Source organism: Nocardia sp. NPDC060220 (assembly GCF_042727815.1).
Lineage (GTDB): Bacteria > Actinomycetota > Actinomycetes > Mycobacteriales > Mycobacteriaceae > Nocardia.
The window spans coordinates 1-21,488 of record NZ_JBHWZY010000012.1; the positions used below are offsets into that span (position 1 = coordinate 1).

Genomic DNA, 21,488 nt, shown 5'->3' on the forward strand with positions numbered 1-21,488 from the left:
GAGCAGAGAGAGGAGTGCGGCGTGACAGCCTCGACGATCATCGCAGTGGTCCCTGCCCCTTCGACTATCGAGCCACACACCGAAAAACCCTCCGCTCCGAGCCGATTCGACCTCGCCGGGATCGCGCGGTTCCTGCTCCGCAGGCCGGGTCTGATTCTGTCGATCCTGGTGGTGGGGTCCGTTGTGCTCGCAGCTTTCGTCCCGGAACTGTTCGCCTCTCGCGATCCGCTGCGCGCGACGCCCGCGCAGCGGTTCGCGCCACCGAGCACCCAACACTGGTTCGGCACCGACGAACTGGGCCGCGACCACTACACGCGCGTGATCCACGGCACCGCGCTGTCGTTGCAGGCGACGCTCATCGCGGTGGGGGTGGCCCTGGTCGTCGGCGCGGCGATCGGGTTGCTCGCCGGATTCGTGCGCGGGTGGGTGGAGAGCGTCTCGATGCGGCTCGTCGACGTGGTGCTGTCGATTCCGGCGCTGTTCCTGTCGCTGGCCCTGGTGACCGCGCTCGGGCGCGGGACCGTCGAGATCGCCGTCGCCGTCGGCGTCGCGGGGGTGGCCGGTTTCGCGAGGGTGATGCGGGCCGAGGTGCTGCGGGTCAGCGAGGCCGACTATGTCGATGCCGCGTGTGCGTCCGGAACACGCTGGTATGTGGTGATGGTGCGGCACGTGCTGCCGAACGCGCGCGGCCCGGTACTCGTGCTCGCGACGCTCGAACTGGGCACCGCGGTACTCGCGGTCGCGTCGCTGAGCTTTCTCGGTTTCGGCGCCGCGCCCCCGGCGCCGGAGTGGGGCACCTTGATCGCCGGCGGCCGTAACTACCTGGCCAACGCGTGGTGGCTGTCGACCCTGCCGGGACTGGTTGTCGTCGCGACCGTGCTGTCGGTCAACCGGATCGCCCACGCGCTCGACGGCGAATGGAGCCGTCGCGCGACACCACACCTACCCGCCGGCGACCGTGCCCCCGCGGCCGTTTCCACCACCGAGACCGAGGAGAAGCATCAGTGACGACGACGAACAGCCAGCAGAATCCGGTAGTCGCGACCGGGAACGGGGATTCGCCCGGGTTTCCGGCGATCGCCGAACCTCTGCCCGGCCTGCGCGAGTTCCTCATCCACAAGCGTGCGGCGCTGCTGGCGCTGGAGGCGAAAGCCGAGCAGACACCGCCGGTCGAGCCGATAGTGATCCGTGCCCACACCGTCGCGGAGGGGCGCAGTGGCGTGCGCCGCATCAGGATTCGCGATCACCAGATCATCAGCGACTCACCGCCCGAGTTCGCCGGGTACGACCTGGGTCCGGGATCGCCCGAGATCCAGCTGGGGGTGCTGTCGAGCTGCCTGACCCATATCTTCGAGATCACCGCCGCGCGCCACGAGATCGTGCTCGACGAACTGCGGGTCGAGGTAACGGCCGAGATCGAACCACGCCGAGGCACACCGGGTTTCGAGAACGCGCCGGTCGAGCCGCACAACATCGGCTACCAGGTGTTCGTCACCTCCCCTGAGCCCGCCGACCGGATCGACGAACTGTTCCGGATCGTGGAGTCGCAGTGCCCCATCCTGGCGTTGCTGACCAATCCGCAGACGATCACCGGTTCGCTGACACTCACCCCGACGCCATCGGATGCGCGATGACCTCGACTGCGCAGCGCCTCGAGCGGCTGGAAGCGGAGGGGGAGATCAACCGCACCTTTTTCCGGTTCTTCGAACTCGTCGACAGCCGCAGCTACGAACTCATCGCACCCGAATGCCTGGCGCCCGACGCGCAGATCGAATATCGGCTCCCGGCGCCACACAGCTTCAGCGGCCGCGACGAGTTCACCCGGTACATGGTCGACAGGGTCGCGCCGCGCTCGCAGCGAGTGGCGCACGTCCTCGGCCAGACCGTCGTGGAATGGCGCGGTGATACCCCGCGGCTCAAAGCCCGTGCGACGGTGTGGCACTGGTATCAGCAGTATGCCGACCGTGGTGATCTGCGCCCGGCCGACTGGACCACGATCGGTCAGGTCGAGGACGATTTCGCGTTCGTCGACGGGAGATGGCTCATCGCACGACGGCTCGTCACGCCGGTCGCGGGATTGGTGGCCGCCGGATCACCACCGCCGAGCCTGCCCGAACCCGTCGCCGTGCGGTCAGCTCACGCGCCCACGCTGCCAGGATCGGCCGGGGGAGCGTAGGCGCGAAGGAAGGTATCGACGGCGCCCTCGGCGACGAAGCGAATGTCGGCCGCGGGCACGTCGCGCGTTCCCATGCGGGAGCGTGCCTCGGCGGGGGCGCTTAGCATGGCCAGCAGCTGTTCGGCCGCTTGATCGGGGTCGCACGGACGCAGCTGACCCGACAGCACCAGCCGTGCCAGCCGGTCGGCCAGGGCGGGGCCGAGTCGATCGGAGGTTCGGTTCTGCACGACCTCGATCAGATGCGGAAAGCGAGCGACCTGGGCGTAGGTCAGCCATCGCAGGGCGCGCGAACGATGCTCGCAGTTCACCTCGAGGATCTCGCGCGTCACTTCGTGCAGGCTCGCCCGGAGATCGGCCACCGGCGTGCGTAAGCGCTCTATCGCGGCGAGGTTGTCGGCCAGGACGGATTCGGCCGTCGCCGCCATTGCCTCGTCGAACACGCGCTGCTTGTCCTCGAAGTGGTTGTACACCGTCTGCTTCGAGACCCCGGCCTCGTCCGCGATGTCCTGCACGCTCGACTGGTCGTACCCCTGGCAGGAGAACACCGAGAACGCCGCCTCCAGAATCGCACGCCGTTTGTCGATACGTCCACGTGCCGCCGGCAGATCCACCACGCCTCTACTTTACCGATAGGTGCCTCATACCAGACCGGTGAGTCCAGTTCGGCGTACCAGGTGTGGCCCGTGCTTCGACTCGGCGGCAACCGATGTCGACTCACCGTTGTGCGCCGAGTGTCGATATCGGAGGAAGCGCCGGCCTCTTGACTTTCCTAGTGGGAAAGTAGATCCTTGACTTTCCAACCAGGAAAGTGAGACCACCATGGAGAACATCGCTCCGGACCAGGCACGAGCCGCGCTGGCGGCGGTCGAGCACGCGCGCCGTCGAGTGGCCGAGGAGGTCGGGCTGCCACGCGGGTACTGGTGGGCAATGGCCGCCGGGTGGGTCGTGCTCGGTGTGATCGGTGACCTCGGGCCATCATGGCTGATCATCGCCGCGACGCTGATCTTCGGTGCGGGGCACTCGTTCGTCGCCTCGCGGTTGCTCGGCGGGCGCCGGCGGACCGACCAGGTGCATGTGAGCGCGGCCGTGGCCGGACGCCGCACCCCGATCGTGGTTGTGGGCATGCTGTTCGCGCTCGTCGGCCTCACCATCGGCGTGGCGATGGCCCTGAACGCGGACGGTGACCGTAACCCCGGAATCTGGGCCGGAGTGCTGGTTGCCGCGATCATCGGCTTCGGTGGTCCGGAAATCCTTCGCGTCCTGCGGCATTGGTTCCGCGCGTGACGCAGGCCCGTTTCGACGAACTCATCCATCCCAGCACCAGGCTCTCGCTGGTCGCGACGCTCGCAGCCGCCGACTGGGCGGAGTTCGCCTTCCTCAAAGATCGCCTGGGGCTGTCGGATTCGGCCCTGTCCAAGCAGCTCGCGACCCTCGAGTCGGCCGGTTATGTCACCACCGAACGCCGGCTGGACGGCAGCCGCCGCAAAGTCCGCGCGCACCTGACCGAGCGTGGACGGGACGCCTTCGCCGGCCATATCGCCGCCCTGCAGGAAATCGTCGCCGCCGCGACACCGGCCACACCGTCCTGATTCGACGGACCTGACCTCGCCGACTTCAGGTCCTCGTGTTCTGGCACTGCCTCGTCGAGGCCAGTCTTCACGCCGCTGTTCGCGCTGGTTCCGGTATCGAGCCCTCCATCGAAACGGCCTTTGGCTTCGCAGGTCGCGGCCCGATGCGACCCGCCGCGACGAGCACTTCCCACGCACATTCGTTGTGGTCACCGATCATCAGGCTGGTGAGCGCAAACGACCTTTTGCACACCTTTGCGCAGGTGTGGGATGGTGGTGGGTGAAAGGACGGACGTGACTGCGACGACGCACTCGACCACCGTCGGCCTCGGGCCGCGCGCACTGGCCAACCGGCGACGCATCGTCGCTGTGGCCGGGGACGAGTTGCTGCGAAATCCCCTGGCGAGTATGGAAGACATCGCCGTTGCCGCGGGGATGGTTCGTCGCACCCTCTACGGACATTTTCCCACCAGGGAAGCGCTGATCGACGGCATGCTCGACGAGGCCTTCGAACAGGTCGGTCGCGCACTCGACGGTATCGACACCGCGCAACCGCCCGCCCGGGCGACCGCGGATATGACGGTCGCGCTGTGGGCGGTCGGCGACGAGTTCCAGTTGCTGCTGCGCTTGGACGAAGCCGGGTCGAGGGCCCGGATGGCCGACCGGCTCGCGCCGGTCCGCGCCCGGCTGATCACGTTGATAGCGGCTGGTCAAGCCGACGGAACCTTCGCTGGTCACCTTCCGCCCGCGGCGTTGGCCAGGGTGCTCACGGCGCTGGTGCTCGAGCTGCTGAACGCGCACAGCGATGGTGAATGGGTCGGTGCCGAAGCCGCGCGAGACGCTGCCGTGGCTTGCCTGATCGCGGTCGGCGTCGACCGTTCCGGTGCCGCGGAGATCGCCCGGTCCGCCGCTGAGGCCGCGCAGCACTGATCGCGGGTGTGCTCGTCGGGCGATCGCTTGTCGAAACATTCTGTCCCCGAACGGATCCAAGGTGTGCTCTCCGGCACGAAACCGGGTGGGTGTGAGTCCCTTCACGAGTTCTTGCACATCGGTGTGCAATGGACGTAGTTTCACAGGTACGTGCAATTGCACGAAGGTGTGAAAATGTCGAAGGAGCGGGATATGACCAGCCAGGTGGCAACTGTGCGCATGGCGTACGCGACCAAGACCTCCACCGGGGGCGCCCCCGTCGATGTGTCCTCGTGGACGCTGCGCGGTGTGGGCGCGATCCGCGTCCTGTACGGCCTCGTCCCGTTCGCCGCGCTGATCCTGGGGACCGATGTCGGCACCGGAATGGCCGTCCCCGTCTTCGTCGTGGTCGGCCTGGTGTCCGTCCTGCTCGGCCTGGCCACCGTTGCGCTGACTCCCCGGCTACTGGACCGCGACGACGCTGTCCTGGCCGCCGTTGGCGTCGACGCGATCCTCGTGGTCCTCGGCGTGGCCGCGCTCATGGTGGGCTGGGATCAGTTCACGGTCTCCGCCGCCGTCGTCGTCCTCGGCGCGGTGGTGATCGGGGCGTTGTCCGCGGCGGTCGTCGCCATCGTCACGGCGGTGCGCGAAGCCTGATCCGCTGACGCGGTGCGAAGTGCCCGAGCGGCGCCCCCGGAATTCCGGAGGCGCCGTTCGTGCCCACCGCTATCGGTGGGCCGGTGCATCGGCCTGTGCGGTCCTCGGTGTCAGGTGGTCGCCGCGACCGGGGCCGCGGCGATCATCCAGTTGCTGAACTCGTCGGCCAGGTGCCACTGGTGCTGGTGGATGAGCCGGTCGGGCAGATTGCCCGGGAACTGCACCGTCAGTAGGGCTTCGAGAGTGCCGTCGCGGTCGCGGAACTGGTGGCGGACGCCGCCGATGACCAGGCCGTCGTCGAGCAGGGCCTGGCCCGCCACCTGGATGGGGTAGTCGGGAGCGACGGGGATGGTCAGCGCTTCGGTTCTGGTGTAGTCGACGAGGAACCGCGAGGCCGTGGGCGAGCCGCCGGTCGTTTCGACGACTTCCTGACGGCCGTCGGGCAGGCCGCGCAACAGGTAGTGGTCCGGGGTGGCGGCCACCATGTCGACCTCGGCGTCGGTGATGGTCAGGTCGTTGAACCAGTCGGCGAATCGCTGCGCGGAGTAGTGGGGGACTTCGAGGCGGGTGACCGAGTACTTGGCTCGGCCCCGGCTGGTGGCGACCCCGATTCGTGCCATCCGGTCCGAGATCGCCAGATCGCGCTTGAGCATGGCGTAGATCCCCGCGTGACCCAGCTCGGTCTTCATGGCAGTGAGGGCCTCGCGCTGGACGTCGAGGGGCGCGTCGAGCGCCCTGCCGATCGTGAAATCGGGCAGGAGTTCGGCTACTCCGCGGTGCCCCAGGCGCGCGGCGAACCTCTTGAGCACCGCTTCGGCGCGCCGCGCTTCCCAGGCGCGTACCTGCTGGCGTGTGACGGTCTCCGCGCCGAGGAATGTTCGGATTTCGATGGGATCGTCCATGTCGACTACCTCTCATTAAAGCTATTGAAACTTGCGTTAAGACTGCCTTCCTGCGCCTGGAAACGCAAGTTCGTGTGGCGTTAATTATGCGCAGACCGTTGACAACGTGACGGTGGTAACGGAAGCTGTGTTATCGCAAGTTTAGCTAGCTTTAAATCGAAGGGAATTGGTCAATGCTGACCAGAAGAAGCCTCATCGTCCGTGCCGCCGGGGTGACGGCCGCCACCGCGGCGGCCGCTTATGCCGGTGCGGGAACCACTTTCGCCGACCCTGGTCCGTCGGCAGCCGGACTGCGGACATACATCGACGGCCGCTTGGTCGAGCAGGGCCGGGTCGTCGAGTGGGAACGACGGCGGCTCTCGGTCGCCGCTGCGCGGCTGCGTAAGGACTACGTCGGCCTGCTGGCCGGTGAACTCGACTCACTGCTCGCCCGCTTCGCGATCGACGTCGACGACATCCCCGCCGCCCGAGCGGTGCTGGCACAGGCTCGTGTGCTGATCGGCTCCAGCGGACTGCGTGAGCTGCTCGCCGGTGAGCTCGTCGCCTCCGAGGCCGCCACCCGTGCCACGCTCGCGGCCTCGGGTGGACGCTGGGCCGTGTCGACTGTCGAGATCGCCAGTGATCGTGGCACCGCGCAGGGCTTCATCGACACGTTCGACCGGGCGCGGGTGAGCAACGATCAGGCGTTCTGGACCGACGCCTGCCCGGACCACTACATCATCGCCACCATGCCCGACGGGCGGCAGGAGGTCGTCGAGGTGACCGGTGGAGCCATGCTCGCCAGCCGGTTCCTCGTCGAGTACACCGACCCGGCGAAGGTGGTGGTCGCCGCGGATCCGGCCTACCCGTTCGCGGTCGCCGGCGCGGCCAGGCTCGCCGACGGTGAACTCATCGGCGGGGTCTGCCATCAGTTCCGTGACGAACCCGGCGGTGGGTTCCGCAGTCAGCTGAAAGTCGCGTTTCCCGCGGCGGTGCCCGGTTTGTACATCAGCGAGCACCAGTGGCATCTCGCGACCGAATTCGGCAACTGGATCGAGGCATACCTGCGCTGACCCGGATGGGGCCGGACGCACCGGGCCCATCGATCGGCATTGGGCATACGGCACGGCCGTCGAGTAGAACTGGACCATGGATCAGAGTGGACTCGATGCCGACGAACAGTCGGTGACACCCCCGGCTCCGCGTAAGCGGACCGGGGGACGCTCGGCGCGGGTGCGCGACGCTGTTCTGACCGCGACCCTGGAGCAGGTGACCGAGCACGGCATCGAGGGTTTGACCATCGGTGACGTCGCGGCTCGCGCCGGTGTCGCCGAGACGACGATCTATCGCCGCTGGGGCACCCGGACGGCGTTGATCGCCGAGGCGGTCACCGAGCTCGCCGCCGTCGGGAATCCCGCGCCGGACACCGGCAACTTGCGATCGGATCTGGCGGTGCTGGCCGGACAGGTTTCCGACCTGATCTCGCGTCCGGGGATGGCGCGGCTGGTGGGCACCACCGTGGCTCTGTCGTCCGATCCGGAGGTCGACGCCGCGCGCCGCAAATTCTGGAACGATCGCTTCGAGCGCAGCTCCCAGGTGATCACGAACGCGGTGGCGCGCGGTGAACTCCCGGCATCGGTGAATCCGCGCGCTGTGCTCGAAACCCTCTCCGCACCACTGTATTTCAGGCTCTTGGTCGGAGAACAGGCGATCGACGACGTGTTCATCGCACGCTGCATCGACGACACCCTCGCTCTCCATGGCGAACGGACCTGAGGACAGTCACGCTTCGCGAACGGATCAAGTCGGTGTGAAGCCCGCACCCCCCTTCCGTGTGGGCTTCACACCGAATCTCATCGGGCAGGGGCGGTGGCGAGCGCGACCGTGAGATCTGCTCCGGTGGCGGCTCGAACGTCGGATTCGCTGACGCCCGGCGCCATTTCGACAAGTGTCAGCCCGTCGGGGCCGATATCGAGCACGGCCATCTCGGTGATGATCCGGTGCACGCAACCCAGCCCGGTCAGCGGCAGAGTGCACCGCCCGACGATCTTGGGTTCGCCACTGCGGGAACGGTGTTCCATCATCACGATCACCCGTTTCGCGCCGTGGACCAGGTCCATCGCGCCACCCATGCCTTTGACCATCTTGCCCGGAATCATCCAGTTCGCCAGGTCACCGTGGGCGCTGACCTGCATCGCGCCCAGCACGGCGACGTCGACGCAGCCGCCGCGGATCATCCCGAAGGACTGCGACGAGTCGAAGTAGGAGGCACCGGGCAGGACGGTGATCGTCTCCTTGCCCGCGTTGATCAGCTCGGGATCGACTTCGTCCTCGGTCGGGTAGGGCCCGACGCCCAGGACGCCGTTCTCCGAATGCAGTACGACCGTGACATCCTCGGGCAGGTAGTTCGGCACCAACGTCGGCATCCCGATACCGAGGTTGACGTACTGGCCGTCACTGAGCTCGGCGGCCACCCGGGCCGCCAACTCCTGGCGTGTCCACGTCATGCGCGCACCGTCCTGTTCTCGATTCCGACCTCGACTGCGCCCACGTGCACCACGCGCTGCACGTGGATGCCGGGGGTGTGTACTTCGTCTGGATCCAGTTCGCCCAGCTCCACCAACTGCTCGACCTGGGCGATGGTGATCCGGCCCGCCGTGGCAGCGGGCGGATTGAAGTTGCGCGCGCTGCGCCGGTAGACGAGGTTGCCGTGACGGTCGCCCTTCCAGGCGTGGACCAGCGCGAAATCGGTGACGATCGCGTGTTCGAGCACATAGTGCACCCCGCCGAACACCCGCGTCTCCTTCGGGGGACTGGCCAGTGCGATCCCGCCGTCGCCGTCGTAGCGCAGCGGCAGGCCGCCGTCGGCGACCTGTGTACCGACACCCGCAGGGGTATAGAACGCCGGAATGCCCGCACCGCCCGCCCGCATCCGCTCGGCCAGGGTGCCCTGCGGCGTCAGTTCCACTTCGAGCTCGCCGGCGAGGAACTGACGTGCGAACTCCGCGTTCGACCCGACGTAGGAGCTGGTGGTGCGTCGAATCCGGCGTGCTTCGAGCAGCACGCCCAATCCGACGCCCGCCGTGCCGCAGTTGTTACTGACGACCTCGAGATCGGTGGCGCCGTGGGCGAATACGGCGTCGATGAGTACCTGCGGCACGCCGACTAGGCCGAATCCGCCGACCGCGAACGACGCGCCGTCCTGAATATCGGCGACGGCCTCGGCGGCCGTCGCAATGACTTTGTCCATCACACCAGCGATGCTAGCCGAGATGTTCGCAATGCGCACTTACGTTCGTATGGCGAACACTTGCGTAGGCTGGAGTTGTGGACGTAGCGTGTTCGCAATACGGACTTGTGTTCGCATCATGAACAAGCGTTCTTCGTGCATGCCGAGCCTCGTGCCGGGCCGTCGCGACGTAGCCTCGGGCCCGGCTCGGTGCACCGACGTTCGCCGCGGGGTGGACGCCATCGGGCCCAGTGGGAGAAGGAGTTACGGCAGCCATGACAGAACCGTCGCCGGATTACGTGCAGTCCCTCGCGCGCGGCCTCGCCGTCATTCGGGCCTTCGATGTGGAGCATCCACGGCGCACCCTCAGCGAGGTCGCCCAGGCCACCGATCTGACCCGGGCCACCGCCCGGCGTTTCCTGCTCACCCTGGTCGAGCTCGGCTATGTGCGCTCGGACGGAAACCAGTTCTGGCTCACGCCGCGCGTGCTCGAGCTCGGGTACAGCTTCTTGTCCAGCCTGAGCCTGCCCGATCTGGCGGGCCCGCACCTCGAGGCGCTGGCCGAGAAGGTTCGTGAGTCGACCTCGGTGTCGATTTTGGACGGCACCGACATCGTCTACGTGGCCCGTGTCCCCGTCAGCCGGATCATGACCGTGTCGATCAACATCGGGACCCGTTTCCCCGCCTACGCCACCTCGATGGGCCGGGTCCTGCTCGCCGACCTCGACACCGACGCGCTGGAGAACTACCTGGCGAAGGTCGACTTGACGCCCCTCACCGACATGACGGTCACCACGAAACGACAACTGCGCGCCGAGCTGGCCCAAGTCCGCGCAGATGGCTACTGCGTCGTCGACCAGGAACTCGAACACGGTCTGCGGTCGATGGCGGCGCCCGTGCGCGACCAGCACGGTGTGGTCGTCGCCGCGGTGAACATCTCCACCCAGGCCGCCCGATACACGCTCGGCGAGGTGCGCGACTCCCTGGTTCCCGCCCTGCTCGAGACCGGTGCCGCGATCGAGCGCGACCTCACCCGGATCCGATCCACCACCTGACACCTACGAGGAAGAGCTATGCCCGAAGCTGTTATCTGCGAACCACTGCGAACCCCGGTCGGACGATTCGGCGGGGTGTTCAAAGACATCGCCCCGCAAGACCTCGCCGCGGCCGTGATCACCGAACTGATCGCCCGCACCGGACTCGACGCCGCGACCGTCGACGACGTCATCCTCGGGCAGTCCTCGCCCAACGGCGAGGCGCCCGCGATCGGCCGCATCGCCGCGCTGGACGCGGGCCTGGGGGTCGGCGTGCCCGGCATCCAGGTGGACCGGCGCTGCGGGTCGGGTCTGCAGGCAGTGTTGCAAGCCTGCATGCAGGTGCAATCGGGCGGTAGTGATCTCGTCCTGGCGGGCGGCGTGGAATCCATGAGCCGCACCGAGTTCTACGCCACCGACATCCGCTGGGGCATCCGTGGCGACGGGCCGGTGTTGCACGACCGCCTCGCGCGTGCGCGAATCACCGCTGGCGGCAGGAACTTTCCGGTCGCCGGCGGCATGATCGAAACTGCGGAGAACCTGCGCGCGCAGTTCGCGATCAGCCGCGCGGACCAGGACGCGCTCGCCGTGCAGTCGCACCAGCGCGCCGTCGCCGCGCAACATGATGGCCGCTTCGAAGCGGAGCTGGTGAGTATCGCTGTGCCGCAACGTAAGCGGGAGCCACTGCTGGTGCGCACCGATGAGCATCCACGAGCCGATACCGACCTCGATACGCTGGGCAAGCTGCGCCCGATCCGTCTCGGCATCGATCCCGAATCCACGGTGACCGCCGGAAATTCCAGCGGTCAGAACGACGGCGCGGCCGTCTGTATCGTGACGACACCGCAGCGTGCACAAGCACTTGGGCTGCGCCCCATGGCTCGACTGGCGTCGTGGGCGGTCGCGGGCGTACCGCCGTCCACCATGGGCATCGGACCGGTACCCGCGACCGAAAAAGCGCTCGCACGACTGGATCTCACACTCGACGACCTGGACGTGATCGAACTCAACGAGGCCTTCGCCGCACAGACACTGGCCGTCCTGCGGACCTGGAAGATCGAACCCGACGACCCGCGCGTCAACCCCAACGGCTCGGGAATCTCCCTCGGTCACCCGGTCGGCGCTACCGGCGCCAGAATCCTGGCCACCCTGCTGCACGAACTGGCCCGCCGCGAAGGCCGCTACGGCCTCGAAACGATGTGCATCGGCGGCGGACAGGGGCTGGCGGCAGTATTCGAACGCCTCTGATCCACTCGGGACCCGGTCGCGACTAGCTCTCGCGGCCGGGTTTGACCGCGGGTGGTCGCACGATGTTGGCACCGAGGAGATCCAGTGCGTCGACCGCATTCGTCACGCGCAGGGGCGATTCGGTGTCGGTCTCACCGAGCTGTGCGGCGACCCATGCCCGCGTGGGGCCGGATTCGTGGCGGCCCGCGACGAACCACACGCCGCGCGCGGGTTCGCTCGACTGGTTGACGTACATGTGCGGCCGGGTGGAATCGAAGCACAGCGAGTCGCCCGCGCCGACGGTGTACCTGTCGAAATCGAGCAGCAGCGTCAACTCCCCGGTGAACAGGTAGGCGTACTCGGTTCCGGAGTGGCGCATCGGCATTCGGTCCACCGAACTCGCGGCACCCGGCTCGTAGGTGACCAGCAGGGCGTCGACGCCTGCGTCCGGGTCGACCGCGAGCTTTTCCCACCGGACCCCGTTGGCCATCTCGAGCACCGGGTTGTCCGCGGCGCGTTGAACCACTCCGGTGGATCGGCTCGTGCCCGAGTGTCCGGCCGGTTCGGCGGTGGACTCGGCGCGGCCGTACCGCAGGCCCAGGAGATCATCGAGGGAGACCTCGAGATGGTTGACGAGGGCGTAGAGGGTGCTCACCGACGGCTGGGACTTGTTGTTCTCGATCTGGGAGAGCTGGCTGGCGGAGATGCCCGCCGCGGCCGCCAACCCGCGCAGACTCGAACCTCGATCCAGACGCGCCTGCTTCAATGCCGGCCCGATCCTGTCCTGCATCAGCGCACCTCTGTTCACTCGCCGAAACGAAATCAACTATCAGTGAACACTACGGGTTCACTATGGATGAACACTACCTGTGGCGCGTGGTGGATTCGGATAGTCCCCGTCTCGACGTGCCGTTTCGCGGGAAACTTGCCTCCCGAAGTGCATCTTCTCGATGGTTCGAACATCGGCGGCGGGTCTCCCTCGATGTGGCGACCGTTGTTCCGTGGTTGACATCACTCTCTATATGTTTAATGATACTGAACACATTCACGGTGGCTTCAGCCCCGTTCCCCGTCATCGACGACGAAGGAGACTCGTGTCTTTCCCGATTGCGCGACTTCGGTCGACCTGCTTTTCTCCGCCTCTCACCACCGCTCACCGATTCGCGGCGACCGTCTGCGTAGCGGGGGAGGGGCCGTGCTGATCGGATTCGCGGGCCTGGGCCGAATGGGCAGGCCGATGGCCGCCCACCTGGCCGCGGCAGGGCACACCGTTCTCGCCTATGACCCCCATGTCGAGCAAGCGCCCGAGGGGGTCGGTCTCGCCGACTTCCCCGACGCGCTGGCCGCCGCCGCGTTGACGATCAGCATGCTGCCCGATGGTGAATCCACGCGCGGCCTGGTGATCGAGGGTCTGCGCACTGTCGCGCCCGGCCACCTGCACATCGTGATGGGTACCGTCGGCCCTGAGGTCGTGCGCGAACTCGCCGACCTGCCGCACCTAGCGGTGATCGATGCGCCGGTGTCGGGCAGTGTGTCGATGGCCGAAACCGCCGCCATCACCACGATGGTCGGCGCCACGCCGGAACAGTTCGAGCTGGCGCAGCCGGTCCTGGCCGCGATGACCACCGCCCAGTTCCATGCAGGGCCGGTCGGCTCGGGGTCCACGGCCAAACTCGCGGTCAACGCGGTCCTGGCCGGGTTGAGTCAGGCTGTCGCAGAGGGACTTCTGCTCGCCGAAGCCGGTGCCCTCGACCCGGCCACGTTCTACGACATCCTGCGCAACAGCGCGGCGGGCGCACCCTATGTCGGCTACAAGCAGCAGGCATACCTCGCGCCGGAGTCGACCCCGGTCGCGGCGCCGGTATCGCTGATCCGCAAGGACCTCGGCCTGGCTCTCGCGCTGGCCCACCGCCACCGGCTGATCCTGCCCGGGTCCGAAGCCGCGTTCGCCGTCCTCGACGATGCCGTGGCCACCGGGCTGGGACAGGCCGACATGGCCGAAGTCCTCACCGTCCTGCGCCGCCGCAACGGCGTGATGTTGCGCGAAACCCTGTCCACCGCACCACAGACCGGAGCCCTCTCATGACCGATACTCTCGCTACGGCTGAGATCGAATCGACCATCCGCTCGCTCGAAGACGCTCGCTACGCCGCGGTGGTGGCAGGCGACATCGAAGGCTTCGCCGCGTTCGCGCACCCCGAGTTGCTCTACACGCACTCCAACGCCGTGGTCGACACCCTCGACAGCTACCTGGAGAAACTGCGCACCGGCTTCTACGTCTACCACCGGATCGAGCACCCGGTACACAAGATCGTCGTCGTCGGCGACACCGTACTGGTCTCCGGTGAGATGCGCGCCGACATCACCGCCGGTGGGGTGCGCAAACAACTCGCCAACAGCGCGCTCGCGGTCTGGGTGCGCGACGGCGATCGGTGGCTGCTGCTGGGCTATGGACCCACGGTCATCCCGGGAGCGATCTGATGACCCAGTTCACCTATGACGGCCTGCCGGGCCGGGTCGTCTTCGGCGCCGGCGCGGCGCGCACCAAGTTGCTCACCGAGCTCGACCTGCTAGGCGCGCGCCGCGTGCTGCTCATCGCCACCGATGCCGAGAACGGCACCGCGACACAGCTGTGCGCACCGTTCGCCGATCGGGTGGTCGCGACCTTCTCCGAGGTCCGTCCCCATGTGCCCGCCGAAGTCGCCGAGCTCGCCCGCAAGGTCGCACTCGACGCCGACGCCGACGTGGTGCTGTCGGTGGGCGGCGGCTCGACGACGGGAACGGCCAAGATCGTCGCCCTGACCACCGGTCTGCCGGTGCTCGCTGTGCCGACGACTTATGCCGGCTCCGAAGTCACCCCGGTGTGGGGTCTGACCGAGCGTGGGCGCAAGACCACCGGGACCGATCGGCGGGTGTTGCCCAAGACCGTCGTCTACGACCCGGAGCTGACTCTTACTCTGCCGGTGGAACTTTCGGTCGCCAGCGGACTCAACGCAGTGGCGCACTGTGTCGAGGCCTTCTGGGCGCCACGGCGAAGCCCAGTGTCCAGCGCGGTCGCCGAAGACGGCATTCGTCACCTGGTGAACGGGCTGACCACCATCGCGTCCACCCCGACCGGCCTGGCCAGTCGCGGTGAACTACTGCTCGGCGCCTATTTGGCCGGATCGGCGTTCGCCGTCGCCGGATCCGGGCTGCACCACAAGATCTGCCACGTCCTCGGCGGGGCGTTCGACCTGCCCCACGCCCACACCCACGCCATCGTGCTGCCCTACGTACTGGCTTACAACGCTCCCAACGCGAGCGAGGCCACCGACCGGATCGGCCGTGCGCTCGGGCGAGTCGACATCGTCGCCGGACTGCGTGAACTGGGTGGTGAGGTCGGTGTACCGGCGGGGCTACGTGAGCTCGGCATGGACGAGTCCGGCATCGACGACGTGATCGACGACATCCTGGCGATCGCTCCCGCCGACAACCCCACACCCGTCACTCCGGACGGACTCCGCGCGATCCTGCACGGCGCGTGGGCGGGATCCGAACCCACCGGGCCGACGGCATGAGCGGCGACCCGGCTACCGCCGTCGACAAGGAACAAGCCGTCACCGAGGAGGTGCTGGCCAGCTTCGACGCCACCCCCGATCCTCGGCTGCGCGAAGTGATGCACAGTCTCGTGCGCCACCTGCACGCCTTCGCCCGCGACGTCCGGCTCACCGAACACGAGTGGGAGTCGGCTATCGAATTCCTCACTCGCGCAGGACATATCACCGACAGTCGGCGTCAGGAATTCATTCTGCTCTCCGATGTGCTCGGCCTGTCCATGCTCACGGTCGCCATCAACGAACCCGCCGAGCCCGGCGCTACCGAGTCGACGGTGTTCGGTCCGTTCTTCGTCGATTCCGCACCGGAGATTCCGCTCGGAGGCGATATCGCCCGCGGCGCGAAGGGCCTACCCTGCTACGTCTCGGGCCAGGTTCGCACCACCGGTGGCGAACCGATCGAGGGGGCGCGCATCGAAGTGTGGGAAGCCGACTCCGACGGCTTCTACGACGTCCAGTACACCGACGACCGCTCGGCCGGTCGCGGCTGGCTGCGCTCGGGTGCGAACGGCGAGTACCGATTCTGGTCGGTACTGCCCGCGCCGTATCCGATTCCCCACGACGGCCCGGTCGGCGACCTGCTGACCGCGACCGCTCGCGGCCCGATGCGCCCCGCGCATCTGCACTACATGGTCACCGCGCCGGATTTCCGGCCCCTGATCACCCATATCTTCGTCGCGGGCGACCCCTATCTCGACTGCGACGCGGTGTTCGGAGTGAAGGAGAACCTCGTCGTCGAGGCCGTCCACCACGCCGACACCACCGCTCCTGACGGGACGCATCCGCCGGACGGCTGGACGAGCATCACGTTCGACCTGGTGCTGGCCACCCACGACGGCAGCTAGCGCCCCGTCACACACGACCGGACCCGTCGAGGTCCGGATCGAACGGCACCGCCATGCCTTACGCCGGATTACACACCGGCAGGCGATGACTCGGTGCCGGTTCCACCCGTGCAGCGAACACCCGTTCCCTGCAATTCGAAGATCACTGCTGCCCGGGCACGACCCCCAGCAGCTCACACTGGAGGTACAACGATGCGACGTACACGTTGGATCGTGCTCGGCGGGTGTTTCCTCGCCTACCTGTTCGACGCCTTGGAAATCGTCCTACTTTCCATGGCGCTACCGTCCATCCGTAAGGACTTGGGCATCACGATCACCCAGGGCGGCCTGCTGGCTACCGCGACCCTGGTCGGCATCGGTGTCAGCAGCGTCCTCGGCGGGTATGTGGCCGACAACTTCGGGCGCAAGAAGGCACTGCTCGCCGCGCTGAGCATCTTCGGCATCTTCACCGCCGCCATCTACGTGGTCCCGAGCTACGAGGTTTTCCTGCTGCTGCGATTCCTCGCCGGTATCGGGCTCGGCGCTGTCTGGAGCGTGGTCTCGGCCTACGTGGTCGAGACGTGGCCCGAAAAGAACCGTGGTCGCGCAGCCGCATTCGTGATCAGCGCCTTCCCCGCCGGTGGTGCGATGGCAGCCACGATCTCGGGCTGGTTCCTGCCGGATTGGCGACTGATGTTCCTGGTGTCGGGCTGTGCGGTCGTGCTGCCGATCGCGATCGTCGCGATCTTCTTCTCCGAATCCGCCACCTGGGCAGCTCAAAAGGCCGACAACGCCAACGATGTCGTCTCTGTGCGCGATGTCCTGGGTTCCTCCCTGCGCCGCAGGACACTGCTCGGCACCCTCATGGCGGCTCTCGCGCTGTTCGGCTACTGGGGCTCGATGACCTGGCTGCCCACCTACCTCACCACTGAGCGTGGTCTGGCTACGACCTCGGTCGCGCTGTTCATCACGATGCTGAATCTGGGAATGTTCGTCGGCTACAACGGTTTCGGCTACCTCGCCGATCACATCGGCCGTCACCGGACGATCATCATCACCTTGCTCGGTGTCACGCTGACCCTGCCGATCTACGCACTCACCACCCAGGAAACCGCCCTGCTGTGGATGGGGCCGCTGTTCGGCGCGTTCACCGCGTTCTTCGGCCTGTTCGGCTCCTACCTCGGGGAACTGTTCCCGACCAGGGCCCGCGCGACCGGTGCCGGCTTCTGCTTCAACGTCGGCCGTGGTGTGTCGGCGCTGGCGCCGTTCGCTCTGGCCGGACTGGCGGCGAGCATCGGATTCCAGGGTGGTCTCATCGTGTGCGCGGGCTTCTTCGGCCTTGCCGCGGTGGTGGCGTTGTTCCTGCCCCGCGGCAGCACTGTCACCGATGACGTTGTCGCCCAACCGGTTACCGACCCACGCGACGGAGAACCCGTCAAGGTGTGACACCGATGGTCTGGGTCGCCCATGGCGACCCAGACCATCTGTCGGCATCCGAACCCTGTCCACCATCTCGACGAGGAAAGACACTGCTGTGCCATCGACGATGCAAGCCGCCGTCTACTACGGCCCCCGCGATATCCGACTCGAAGAAGTCGACATCCCTGCTCCGGGCACCGGGGAAACACTCCTGCGGGTGCTGCGCTCGGGAATCTGCGGGACCGACGCCTCCGAGTGGACCGCCGGACCGAAAACCTTTCCCGTGCAACGCCGCCACCCCCACAGCAGGCACCTCGGCCCGATCATCCCCGGCCACGAATTCGTCGGCGAGATCGTCGAAGCCGACCCGGGTTCCGGGCTCACCGAGGGCAGCCTGGTCGCCAGTGGCGCCGGTGTCTGGTGCGGCAAATGCCGACGATGTGGCGAAGGCCGAACCAACCAGTGCACGCGGTACCGAACCCTCGGGCTGAACGTCCACGGCGGGATGGCCGAATTCGTCGCCGTCCCGACGAAGACACTGCGTCCGTTGCCCACCGGGTTGTCCCTGGACCACGCCGGACTCGCCCAACCCCTGTCTGTCGGCATCCATGCGGCTCGTCGGTCCGGTGCGCGCGAGGGCGACAACGTCGTCATCATCGGTGCCGGCGCGATCGGCTCGTTCGTCCTCGCCGGTCTGCGGCACCTCGGCGAGTTCGACATCACCGTCATCGATTTCCCCGGCAGCCGCCTCGACCGCGCGCAACGTCTGGGCGCCGATCGCACCCTCGCTCCGTCGGAGTCCATCGCTGCCGATGTCACCGACGCACTCGACGGCCGCAAACCCGACGTCGTGATCGAGGCAAGCGGGGCGCCCGGCCAGCTGGCGGCGGCACTCGAGATGGTCATCGACGGCGGCCGCGTCCAAGCCGTCGGCATTCCCAAGGACAAGCCCGCCCTCGACCTGCACTCGATGATCTTCCGCGAGATCACCCTCGACACGACGCTGGCCCACGTCTGCGACACCGACCTCCCCGCCGCACTGCACATCCTCGCGGCAGACCCGCTGCTCGGCACCGAATTCGCCGAAAACCCGGTAGGACTCGCGCATCTGGGCGCATCACTGGATCGGCTCGCCGCCGGGCAGGTGGAAGGCAAGATCCTTATCGATCCTGGCGCGTGACCCGGTTCCGGACAGACTTTGCGCCGGGATCAAGGCCCCGGCGTGGCGACGGACCCGCAGGGATGGTCCGCAGATCGACCCGATCGCTGACGGCCAGAATCAGTCCGCCTCGCACCCGCCAGATGGCCATCCACGGTGACGATTCAGGGGCCGCCGTTTCGCGGCCGTGTCGGAGCGCTCCCGTGCCGCGTATATTTCAGCCGATGCACGCGTCCGACGAGCGACAGCCATTGATCTCGCGGTGGTCCGGCACAGGGCGCTTGCGTCCCGGTGTACTCGAGATCGAGGGTCCGCTGGGAAGTTTGCCGGGACATTCTCACCACTCCGTGCAGGTGGCCGTCGCCCACGAGGGGACGTTCGTCATCGAGGATCTCCAGGGCCGTCAGCGACGGACGAACGCGGCGATCGTTCCCGCCGATCAGTCGCACGCGTTCAGCGCCGCCGGCGCCTGGGGCGTCGTGGCGCACGTCGAGCCCGAGTCATCTCTGGGTGCCGAGCTGATCGAGCTGGTCGACGATCCGTCCCACGCTCGTGCCTGGGATCACGCAGGACAGACCCTGGTCAAGGGGCACAGCGCGTACGTGGAGGGGCGCCTGCGCGCTCCCGGGAACACCTCGCACCCGCTTCATCCGGGAGTCGCCGCCGCGCGCAGCCACCTTCAGACCGAGCTGGACTCACGACCCATCCGGCTTCGCGACCTCGCCGCGACCGTTCATCTGTCGGAGAGCCGGCTGTCCCATCTCTTCCTCTTCGCCCAGGACCTCGGAATCACCTTCCGGGCCTACGTGAGATGGCTCCGGCTGCTCCGGGCGACCGCAGCGGTCGCGCAGGGCCGGACGCTCACCGATGCGGCTCACCTGGCGGGGTTCACCGACAGCTCCCATCTCACGAGGACGTGTCGCCGAACCTTCGGCGGCCCTCCCACCGCGTTCAGCACGATCCGCTGGGAGATCCTGCCGACCTAGCAGGTTGGTCCAATCCTGGACCGAGGCGAAGCGGCGAGGCTCGAGCAGACCCGAAAGGAACTGCTCGTGAACACATCACCCATCTTCGACTCCTTCACACCGGACGGCGGCGGCCCCCGACTCACCTCACTCCACTGGGTCCCGAGCGGGCCCGCGCGGGCCAGTGTCGTCATCATGCACGGTCTCGGCGAGCACGCCGCCCGCTACGACAGCACGGCTCGGTTGTTCACTGCGGCCGGCTTCTCCGTGCTTGCCATGGACTACGAAGGATTCGGGCGATCCGAAGGACGCCGCGGCGACGTCCGATACCAGTTGACGGCGCGGGCAGTGGACCATCTCATCGCACACGAGCGTGCGCGAACGGGCGGCGCGCCGGTCGTGCTGTACGGCCACAGCCTGGGCGGGCTCTACGCGTTCCTCTACGCAGCGGACCGGCCGGGGACGGACGTGGCCGCGGTGGTGGTGACCGGACCCGCTTTCGACTCGCAGCTGCGGAATCAGCGGCTGAAGGTGGCCGTGGTCAGGAGCCTCGGCGGCGCCTTCGCCACCCTGACGTTGCCGAACGGGCTGCGGTTCGAGCGTGTCAATCGCGACCCCGGCGTCGTCGCCGAACGGTACGCCGATCCCTTGGTCCATGGGCGAGCGACCGCACGCTTCGCGATCGATGTCTTGGCACAGATGGATCGCGTGGCATCGGCTGCCACCCGAGTCGCGGTACCACTACTCGTGGTTCATGGCGACGCCGATCTGATCAATCCGCTCTCCGCCAGCCGCCGGGTGGTCGACCTCGTGTCGTCGGCGACGCTGAGGACCTGTCCGGGCGTCTACCACGGGTTGGAGGAGGAAGCCGAGGGGCCGGCCATCCTGGCCGACGTCATCGCATGGATCGACCGGACGCTGGCGGCCTTCGCCGGCCAGGCGCCGGTGGTACCGGTCCAGCCCATCGACCCGCTCACCGAGCGCGAGGAGGAGCAGTCATGACGACAGTCCGTGCGCGCGGTAGTGCTACCGGATCGAATTTCCTCGAAGTCGCGTGGTTCTTCGCGATCGCCATCGTGCTGTGCTACACGCTGTCTGTTCCGATGGTCTTTCGGCTGGTCTCCACGGACTTCGACAACCTGATCGTTCCGATCCTGCAAATGACCCCGCTGCTCGCGGCGATCATCATGTGGCTCGCCCGACGACCCGGAACGTTCGGCGAAACTTTCGCCACCGGGTGGCGCGGCACACCCAAGTGGGCAGGCATCGGCATCGGCCTCATCACCGCGATCGCCGCCATCCAGGCCTGCATCGCACTGGCATCGGGGATCTGGCCGCTCAACCCGCTCGACCAGATCTTGGCGGCGACAGTATGGGTCGTTCCGGTCTTCCTCCTGCAGTCGGTCTTCGCTATCGGAGAGGAGTTCGGCTGGCGCGGCTGGCTGGCGACCCGCGCCGCGTCATGGGGATTCTGGCCGCTGGCCCTTGCCAGCGGTGTGGTCTGGATCGTCTGGCACCTGCCGGTGATCGCCGTCATCGGAGACCGCCCACCGTGGGACATCGTCATCTATTTCGCGGGCATGCTGCCGTGGGCGCCGCTGCTTCTAGCACTTCGCTGGCGGTCGGGGAGTGTCTGGCCGGCAGTCATGACGCACGGAGCGATCAACAGCGTCCGGGTGTACCTGCTGCAATCCGTTCCCGATGCGACAGATCACCTGCTTATCGAAGTGATCGGCTGGGTGCTGACGCTCGCCGCTGCGCTGTGGCTGATGCGCACGAGCCCGGCACCGGTCGTCCAGGGAGCCGTTGAAGCTCGTGCCCTTCCACAGCTCGGCGGCGACGAAGAG

Annotated in this window: 25 protein-coding genes; 20 read left to right on the forward strand and 5 right to left on the reverse strand. The window is 67.4% G+C overall.

Annotation, left to right across the window (positions count from 1 at the left end; all coding sequences use genetic code 11):
• Positions 1 to 21 precede the first annotated feature (21 nt).
• The 3 genes from ACFWF3_RS01315 to ACFWF3_RS01325 are packed head-to-tail and all read left to right on the forward strand — an operon-like array spanning position 22 to position 2,176.
• Positions 22 to 1,008 carry an ABC transporter permease gene (locus tag ACFWF3_RS01315; protein ID WP_379311985.1) on the forward strand — a complete coding sequence of 329 codons (987 nt, stop codon included), beginning with the start codon at positions 22 to 24 and terminating at the stop codon, positions 1,006 to 1,008.
• On the forward strand, positions 1,005 to 1,634 hold the full coding sequence (locus tag ACFWF3_RS01320; RefSeq protein WP_379311986.1) for an OsmC family protein: 630 nt from the start codon (positions 1,005 to 1,007) through the stop codon (positions 1,632 to 1,634). The genes ACFWF3_RS01315 and ACFWF3_RS01320 overlap by 4 nt, the downstream gene beginning before the upstream one ends.
• Entirely contained in the window at positions 1,631 to 2,176 is a 546-nt protein-coding gene (locus ACFWF3_RS01325; RefSeq protein WP_379311987.1) for a nuclear transport factor 2 family protein, read from the forward strand. The genes ACFWF3_RS01320 and ACFWF3_RS01325 overlap by 4 nt, the downstream gene beginning before the upstream one ends.
• Here the strand turns inward: ACFWF3_RS01325 and ACFWF3_RS01330 are convergent.
• A complete protein-coding gene (locus ACFWF3_RS01330) occupies positions 2,137 to 2,790 on the reverse strand; it encodes a TetR/AcrR family transcriptional regulator (protein WP_378992779.1) in 654 nt (217 codons plus the stop codon). The two genes, ACFWF3_RS01325 and ACFWF3_RS01330, sit on opposite strands and share 40 nt — an antisense overlap.
• Positions 2,791 to 2,995: 205 nt before the next feature.
• Here ACFWF3_RS01330 and ACFWF3_RS01335 point away from each other — a divergent pair, with 205 nt between their 5' ends.
• The 4 genes from ACFWF3_RS01335 to ACFWF3_RS01350 all read left to right on the forward strand — a co-directional run bounded on the left by ACFWF3_RS01335 (position 2,996) and on the right by ACFWF3_RS01350 (position 5,310).
• Positions 2,996 to 3,460, forward strand: coding sequence for a hypothetical protein (locus ACFWF3_RS01335; protein WP_378992781.1), 465 nt, complete (start codon positions 2,996 to 2,998; stop codon positions 3,458 to 3,460).
• Positions 3,457 to 3,765 (forward strand): transcriptional regulator, encoded by a 309-nt coding sequence (locus ACFWF3_RS01340; protein ID WP_378992783.1) that lies wholly within the window; start codon positions 3,457 to 3,459, stop codon positions 3,763 to 3,765. Before ACFWF3_RS01335 ends, ACFWF3_RS01340 begins: the two co-directional genes overlap by 4 nt.
• Positions 3,766 to 4,038: 273 nt before the next feature.
• Entirely contained in the window at positions 4,039 to 4,674 is a 636-nt protein-coding gene (locus ACFWF3_RS01345; RefSeq protein WP_378992787.1) for a TetR/AcrR family transcriptional regulator, read from the forward strand.
• A 192-nt stretch (positions 4,675 to 4,866) separates the two neighbouring features.
• Positions 4,867 to 5,310 (forward strand): hypothetical protein, encoded by a 444-nt coding sequence (locus ACFWF3_RS01350; RefSeq protein WP_379311988.1) that lies wholly within the window; start codon positions 4,867 to 4,869, stop codon positions 5,308 to 5,310.
• Between the two features lie 110 nt (positions 5,311 to 5,420).
• On the opposite strand, the gene ACFWF3_RS01355 is transcribed toward ACFWF3_RS01350, so the two are convergent.
• On the reverse strand, positions 5,421 to 6,212 hold the full coding sequence (locus ACFWF3_RS01355; RefSeq protein ID WP_379311989.1) for a hypothetical protein: 792 nt from the start codon (positions 6,210 to 6,212) through the stop codon (positions 5,421 to 5,423).
• A gap of 173 nt (positions 6,213 to 6,385) precedes the next feature.
• Between ACFWF3_RS01355 and ACFWF3_RS01360 the strand changes: the two genes are divergently transcribed.
• Together ACFWF3_RS01360 and ACFWF3_RS01365 are read left to right on the forward strand one after the other, a co-directional pair.
• The gene (locus ACFWF3_RS01360) at positions 6,386 to 7,264 is read left to right on the forward strand and encodes a hypothetical protein (RefSeq protein WP_379311990.1); all 879 of its coding nucleotides are present in this window, start codon (positions 6,386 to 6,388) and stop codon (positions 7,262 to 7,264) included.
• A gap of 76 nt (positions 7,265 to 7,340) precedes the next feature.
• Positions 7,341 to 7,967 carry a TetR/AcrR family transcriptional regulator gene (locus ACFWF3_RS01365; protein WP_378992807.1) on the forward strand — a complete coding sequence of 209 codons (627 nt, stop codon included), beginning with the start codon at positions 7,341 to 7,343 and terminating at the stop codon, positions 7,965 to 7,967.
• A 77-nt stretch (positions 7,968 to 8,044) separates the two neighbouring features.
• Here the strand turns inward: ACFWF3_RS01365 and ACFWF3_RS01370 are convergent, their stop codons facing one another.
• Both ACFWF3_RS01370 and ACFWF3_RS01375 read right to left on the reverse strand, forming a co-directional pair.
• Positions 8,045 to 8,698: a CoA transferase subunit B gene (locus tag ACFWF3_RS01370; RefSeq protein WP_379311991.1), complete on the reverse strand. Its 654-nt coding sequence runs from the start codon at positions 8,696 to 8,698 to the stop codon at positions 8,045 to 8,047.
• On the reverse strand, positions 8,695 to 9,441 hold the full coding sequence (locus ACFWF3_RS01375) for a CoA transferase subunit A (protein ID WP_379311992.1): 747 nt from the start codon (positions 9,439 to 9,441) through the stop codon (positions 8,695 to 8,697). The genes ACFWF3_RS01370 and ACFWF3_RS01375 overlap by 4 nt, the downstream gene beginning before the upstream one ends.
• 254 nt (positions 9,442 to 9,695) lie before the next feature.
• Between ACFWF3_RS01375 and ACFWF3_RS01380 the strand changes: the two genes are divergently transcribed.
• Together ACFWF3_RS01380 and ACFWF3_RS01385 are read left to right on the forward strand one after the other, a co-directional pair.
• The gene (locus tag ACFWF3_RS01380; RefSeq protein WP_379311993.1) at positions 9,696 to 10,475 is read left to right on the forward strand and encodes an IclR family transcriptional regulator; all 780 of its coding nucleotides are present in this window, start codon (positions 9,696 to 9,698) and stop codon (positions 10,473 to 10,475) included.
• Between the two features lie 18 nt (positions 10,476 to 10,493).
• Positions 10,494 to 11,702: an acetyl-CoA C-acetyltransferase gene (locus ACFWF3_RS01385; protein WP_379311994.1), complete on the forward strand. Its 1,209-nt coding sequence runs from the start codon at positions 10,494 to 10,496 to the stop codon at positions 11,700 to 11,702.
• 22 nt (positions 11,703 to 11,724) lie between these two features.
• Here the strand turns inward: ACFWF3_RS01385 and ACFWF3_RS01390 are convergent, their stop codons facing one another.
• A complete protein-coding gene (locus ACFWF3_RS01390) occupies positions 11,725 to 12,471 on the reverse strand; it encodes a helix-turn-helix domain-containing protein (protein WP_379311995.1) in 747 nt (248 codons plus the stop codon).
• A 405-nt stretch (positions 12,472 to 12,876) separates the two neighbouring features.
• Between ACFWF3_RS01390 and ACFWF3_RS01395 the strand changes: the two genes are divergently transcribed.
• The 9 genes from ACFWF3_RS01395 to ACFWF3_RS01435 all read left to right on the forward strand — a co-directional run.
• Positions 12,877 to 13,767 carry an NAD(P)-dependent oxidoreductase gene (locus ACFWF3_RS01395; protein WP_379311996.1) on the forward strand — a complete coding sequence of 297 codons (891 nt, stop codon included), beginning with the start codon at positions 12,877 to 12,879 and terminating at the stop codon, positions 13,765 to 13,767.
• A complete protein-coding gene (locus tag ACFWF3_RS01400; RefSeq protein WP_378992821.1) occupies positions 13,764 to 14,162 on the forward strand; it encodes a nuclear transport factor 2 family protein in 399 nt (132 codons plus the stop codon). The genes ACFWF3_RS01395 and ACFWF3_RS01400 overlap by 4 nt, the downstream gene beginning before the upstream one ends.
• On the forward strand, positions 14,162 to 15,238 hold the full coding sequence (locus tag ACFWF3_RS01405) for a maleylacetate reductase (RefSeq protein ID WP_378992823.1): 1,077 nt from the start codon (positions 14,162 to 14,164) through the stop codon (positions 15,236 to 15,238). Before ACFWF3_RS01400 ends, ACFWF3_RS01405 begins: the two co-directional genes overlap by 1 nt.
• Positions 15,202 to 16,119, forward strand: coding sequence for an intradiol ring-cleavage dioxygenase (locus ACFWF3_RS01410; RefSeq protein WP_379311997.1), 918 nt, complete (start codon positions 15,202 to 15,204; stop codon positions 16,117 to 16,119). Before ACFWF3_RS01405 ends, ACFWF3_RS01410 begins: the two co-directional genes overlap by 37 nt.
• Positions 16,120 to 16,311: 192 nt before the next feature.
• Positions 16,312 to 17,544, forward strand: a complete 1,233-nt coding sequence (locus ACFWF3_RS01415) for an MFS transporter (protein WP_379311998.1) — start codon at positions 16,312 to 16,314, stop codon at positions 17,542 to 17,544.
• An 88-nt stretch (positions 17,545 to 17,632) separates the two neighbouring features.
• Complete coding sequence (locus tag ACFWF3_RS01420; RefSeq protein ID WP_379311999.1) at positions 17,633 to 18,697, forward strand: zinc-binding dehydrogenase; 1,065 nt, start codon at positions 17,633 to 17,635, stop codon at positions 18,695 to 18,697.
• Positions 18,698 to 18,900: 203 nt separating this feature from the next.
• The gene (locus ACFWF3_RS01425; RefSeq protein WP_379312000.1) at positions 18,901 to 19,662 is read left to right on the forward strand and encodes a helix-turn-helix transcriptional regulator; all 762 of its coding nucleotides are present in this window, start codon (positions 18,901 to 18,903) and stop codon (positions 19,660 to 19,662) included.
• A 66-nt stretch (positions 19,663 to 19,728) separates the two neighbouring features.
• Positions 19,729 to 20,643 carry an alpha/beta hydrolase gene (locus tag ACFWF3_RS01430; RefSeq protein WP_379312001.1) on the forward strand — a complete coding sequence of 305 codons (915 nt, stop codon included), beginning with the start codon at positions 19,729 to 19,731 and terminating at the stop codon, positions 20,641 to 20,643.
• Positions 20,640 to 21,488, forward strand: an 849-nt coding sequence (locus tag ACFWF3_RS01435) for a CPBP family intramembrane glutamic endopeptidase (protein ID WP_379312002.1), incomplete at its 3' end; no start/stop codon positions are given. The genes ACFWF3_RS01430 and ACFWF3_RS01435, both read left to right, overlap by 4 nt.

What these genes read in the sequence shown, in the direction of transcription:
- ACFWF3_RS01325 (WP_379311987.1), top strand. Translation starts at nt 1,631, where the DNA reads ATGACCTCGACTGCGCAGCGCCTCGAGCGGCTGGAAGCGGAGGGGGAG.
- ACFWF3_RS01335 (WP_378992781.1), top strand. Translation starts at nt 2,996, where the DNA reads ATGGAGAACATCGCTCCGGACCAGGCACGAGCCGCGCTGGCGGCGGTC.
- ACFWF3_RS01350 (WP_379311988.1), top strand. Translation starts at nt 4,867, where the DNA reads ATGACCAGCCAGGTGGCAACTGTGCGCATGGCGTACGCGACCAAGACC.
- ACFWF3_RS01355 (WP_379311989.1), bottom strand. Translation starts at nt 6,212, where the DNA reads ATGGACGATCCCATCGAAATCCGAACATTCCTCGGCGCGGAGACCGTC.
- ACFWF3_RS01360 (WP_379311990.1), top strand. Translation starts at nt 6,386, where the DNA reads ATGCTGACCAGAAGAAGCCTCATCGTCCGTGCCGCCGGGGTGACGGCC.
- ACFWF3_RS01365 (WP_378992807.1), top strand. Translation starts at nt 7,341, where the DNA reads ATGGATCAGAGTGGACTCGATGCCGACGAACAGTCGGTGACACCCCCG.
- ACFWF3_RS01370 (WP_379311991.1), bottom strand. Translation starts at nt 8,698, where the DNA reads ATGACGTGGACACGCCAGGAGTTGGCGGCCCGGGTGGCCGCCGAGCTC.
- ACFWF3_RS01375 (WP_379311992.1), bottom strand. Translation starts at nt 9,441, where the DNA reads ATGGACAAAGTCATTGCGACGGCCGCCGAGGCCGTCGCCGATATTCAG.
- ACFWF3_RS01380 (WP_379311993.1), top strand. Translation starts at nt 9,696, where the DNA reads ATGACAGAACCGTCGCCGGATTACGTGCAGTCCCTCGCGCGCGGCCTC.
- ACFWF3_RS01385 (WP_379311994.1), top strand. Translation starts at nt 10,494, where the DNA reads ATGCCCGAAGCTGTTATCTGCGAACCACTGCGAACCCCGGTCGGACGA.
- ACFWF3_RS01390 (WP_379311995.1), bottom strand. Translation starts at nt 12,471, where the DNA reads ATGCAGGACAGGATCGGGCCGGCATTGAAGCAGGCGCGTCTGGATCGA.
- ACFWF3_RS01400 (WP_378992821.1), top strand. Translation starts at nt 13,764, where the DNA reads ATGACCGATACTCTCGCTACGGCTGAGATCGAATCGACCATCCGCTCG.
- ACFWF3_RS01405 (WP_378992823.1), top strand. Translation starts at nt 14,162, where the DNA reads ATGACCCAGTTCACCTATGACGGCCTGCCGGGCCGGGTCGTCTTCGGC.
- ACFWF3_RS01415 (WP_379311998.1), top strand. Translation starts at nt 16,312, where the DNA reads ATGCGACGTACACGTTGGATCGTGCTCGGCGGGTGTTTCCTCGCCTAC.
- ACFWF3_RS01425 (WP_379312000.1), top strand. Translation starts at nt 18,901, where the DNA reads ATGCACGCGTCCGACGAGCGACAGCCATTGATCTCGCGGTGGTCCGGC.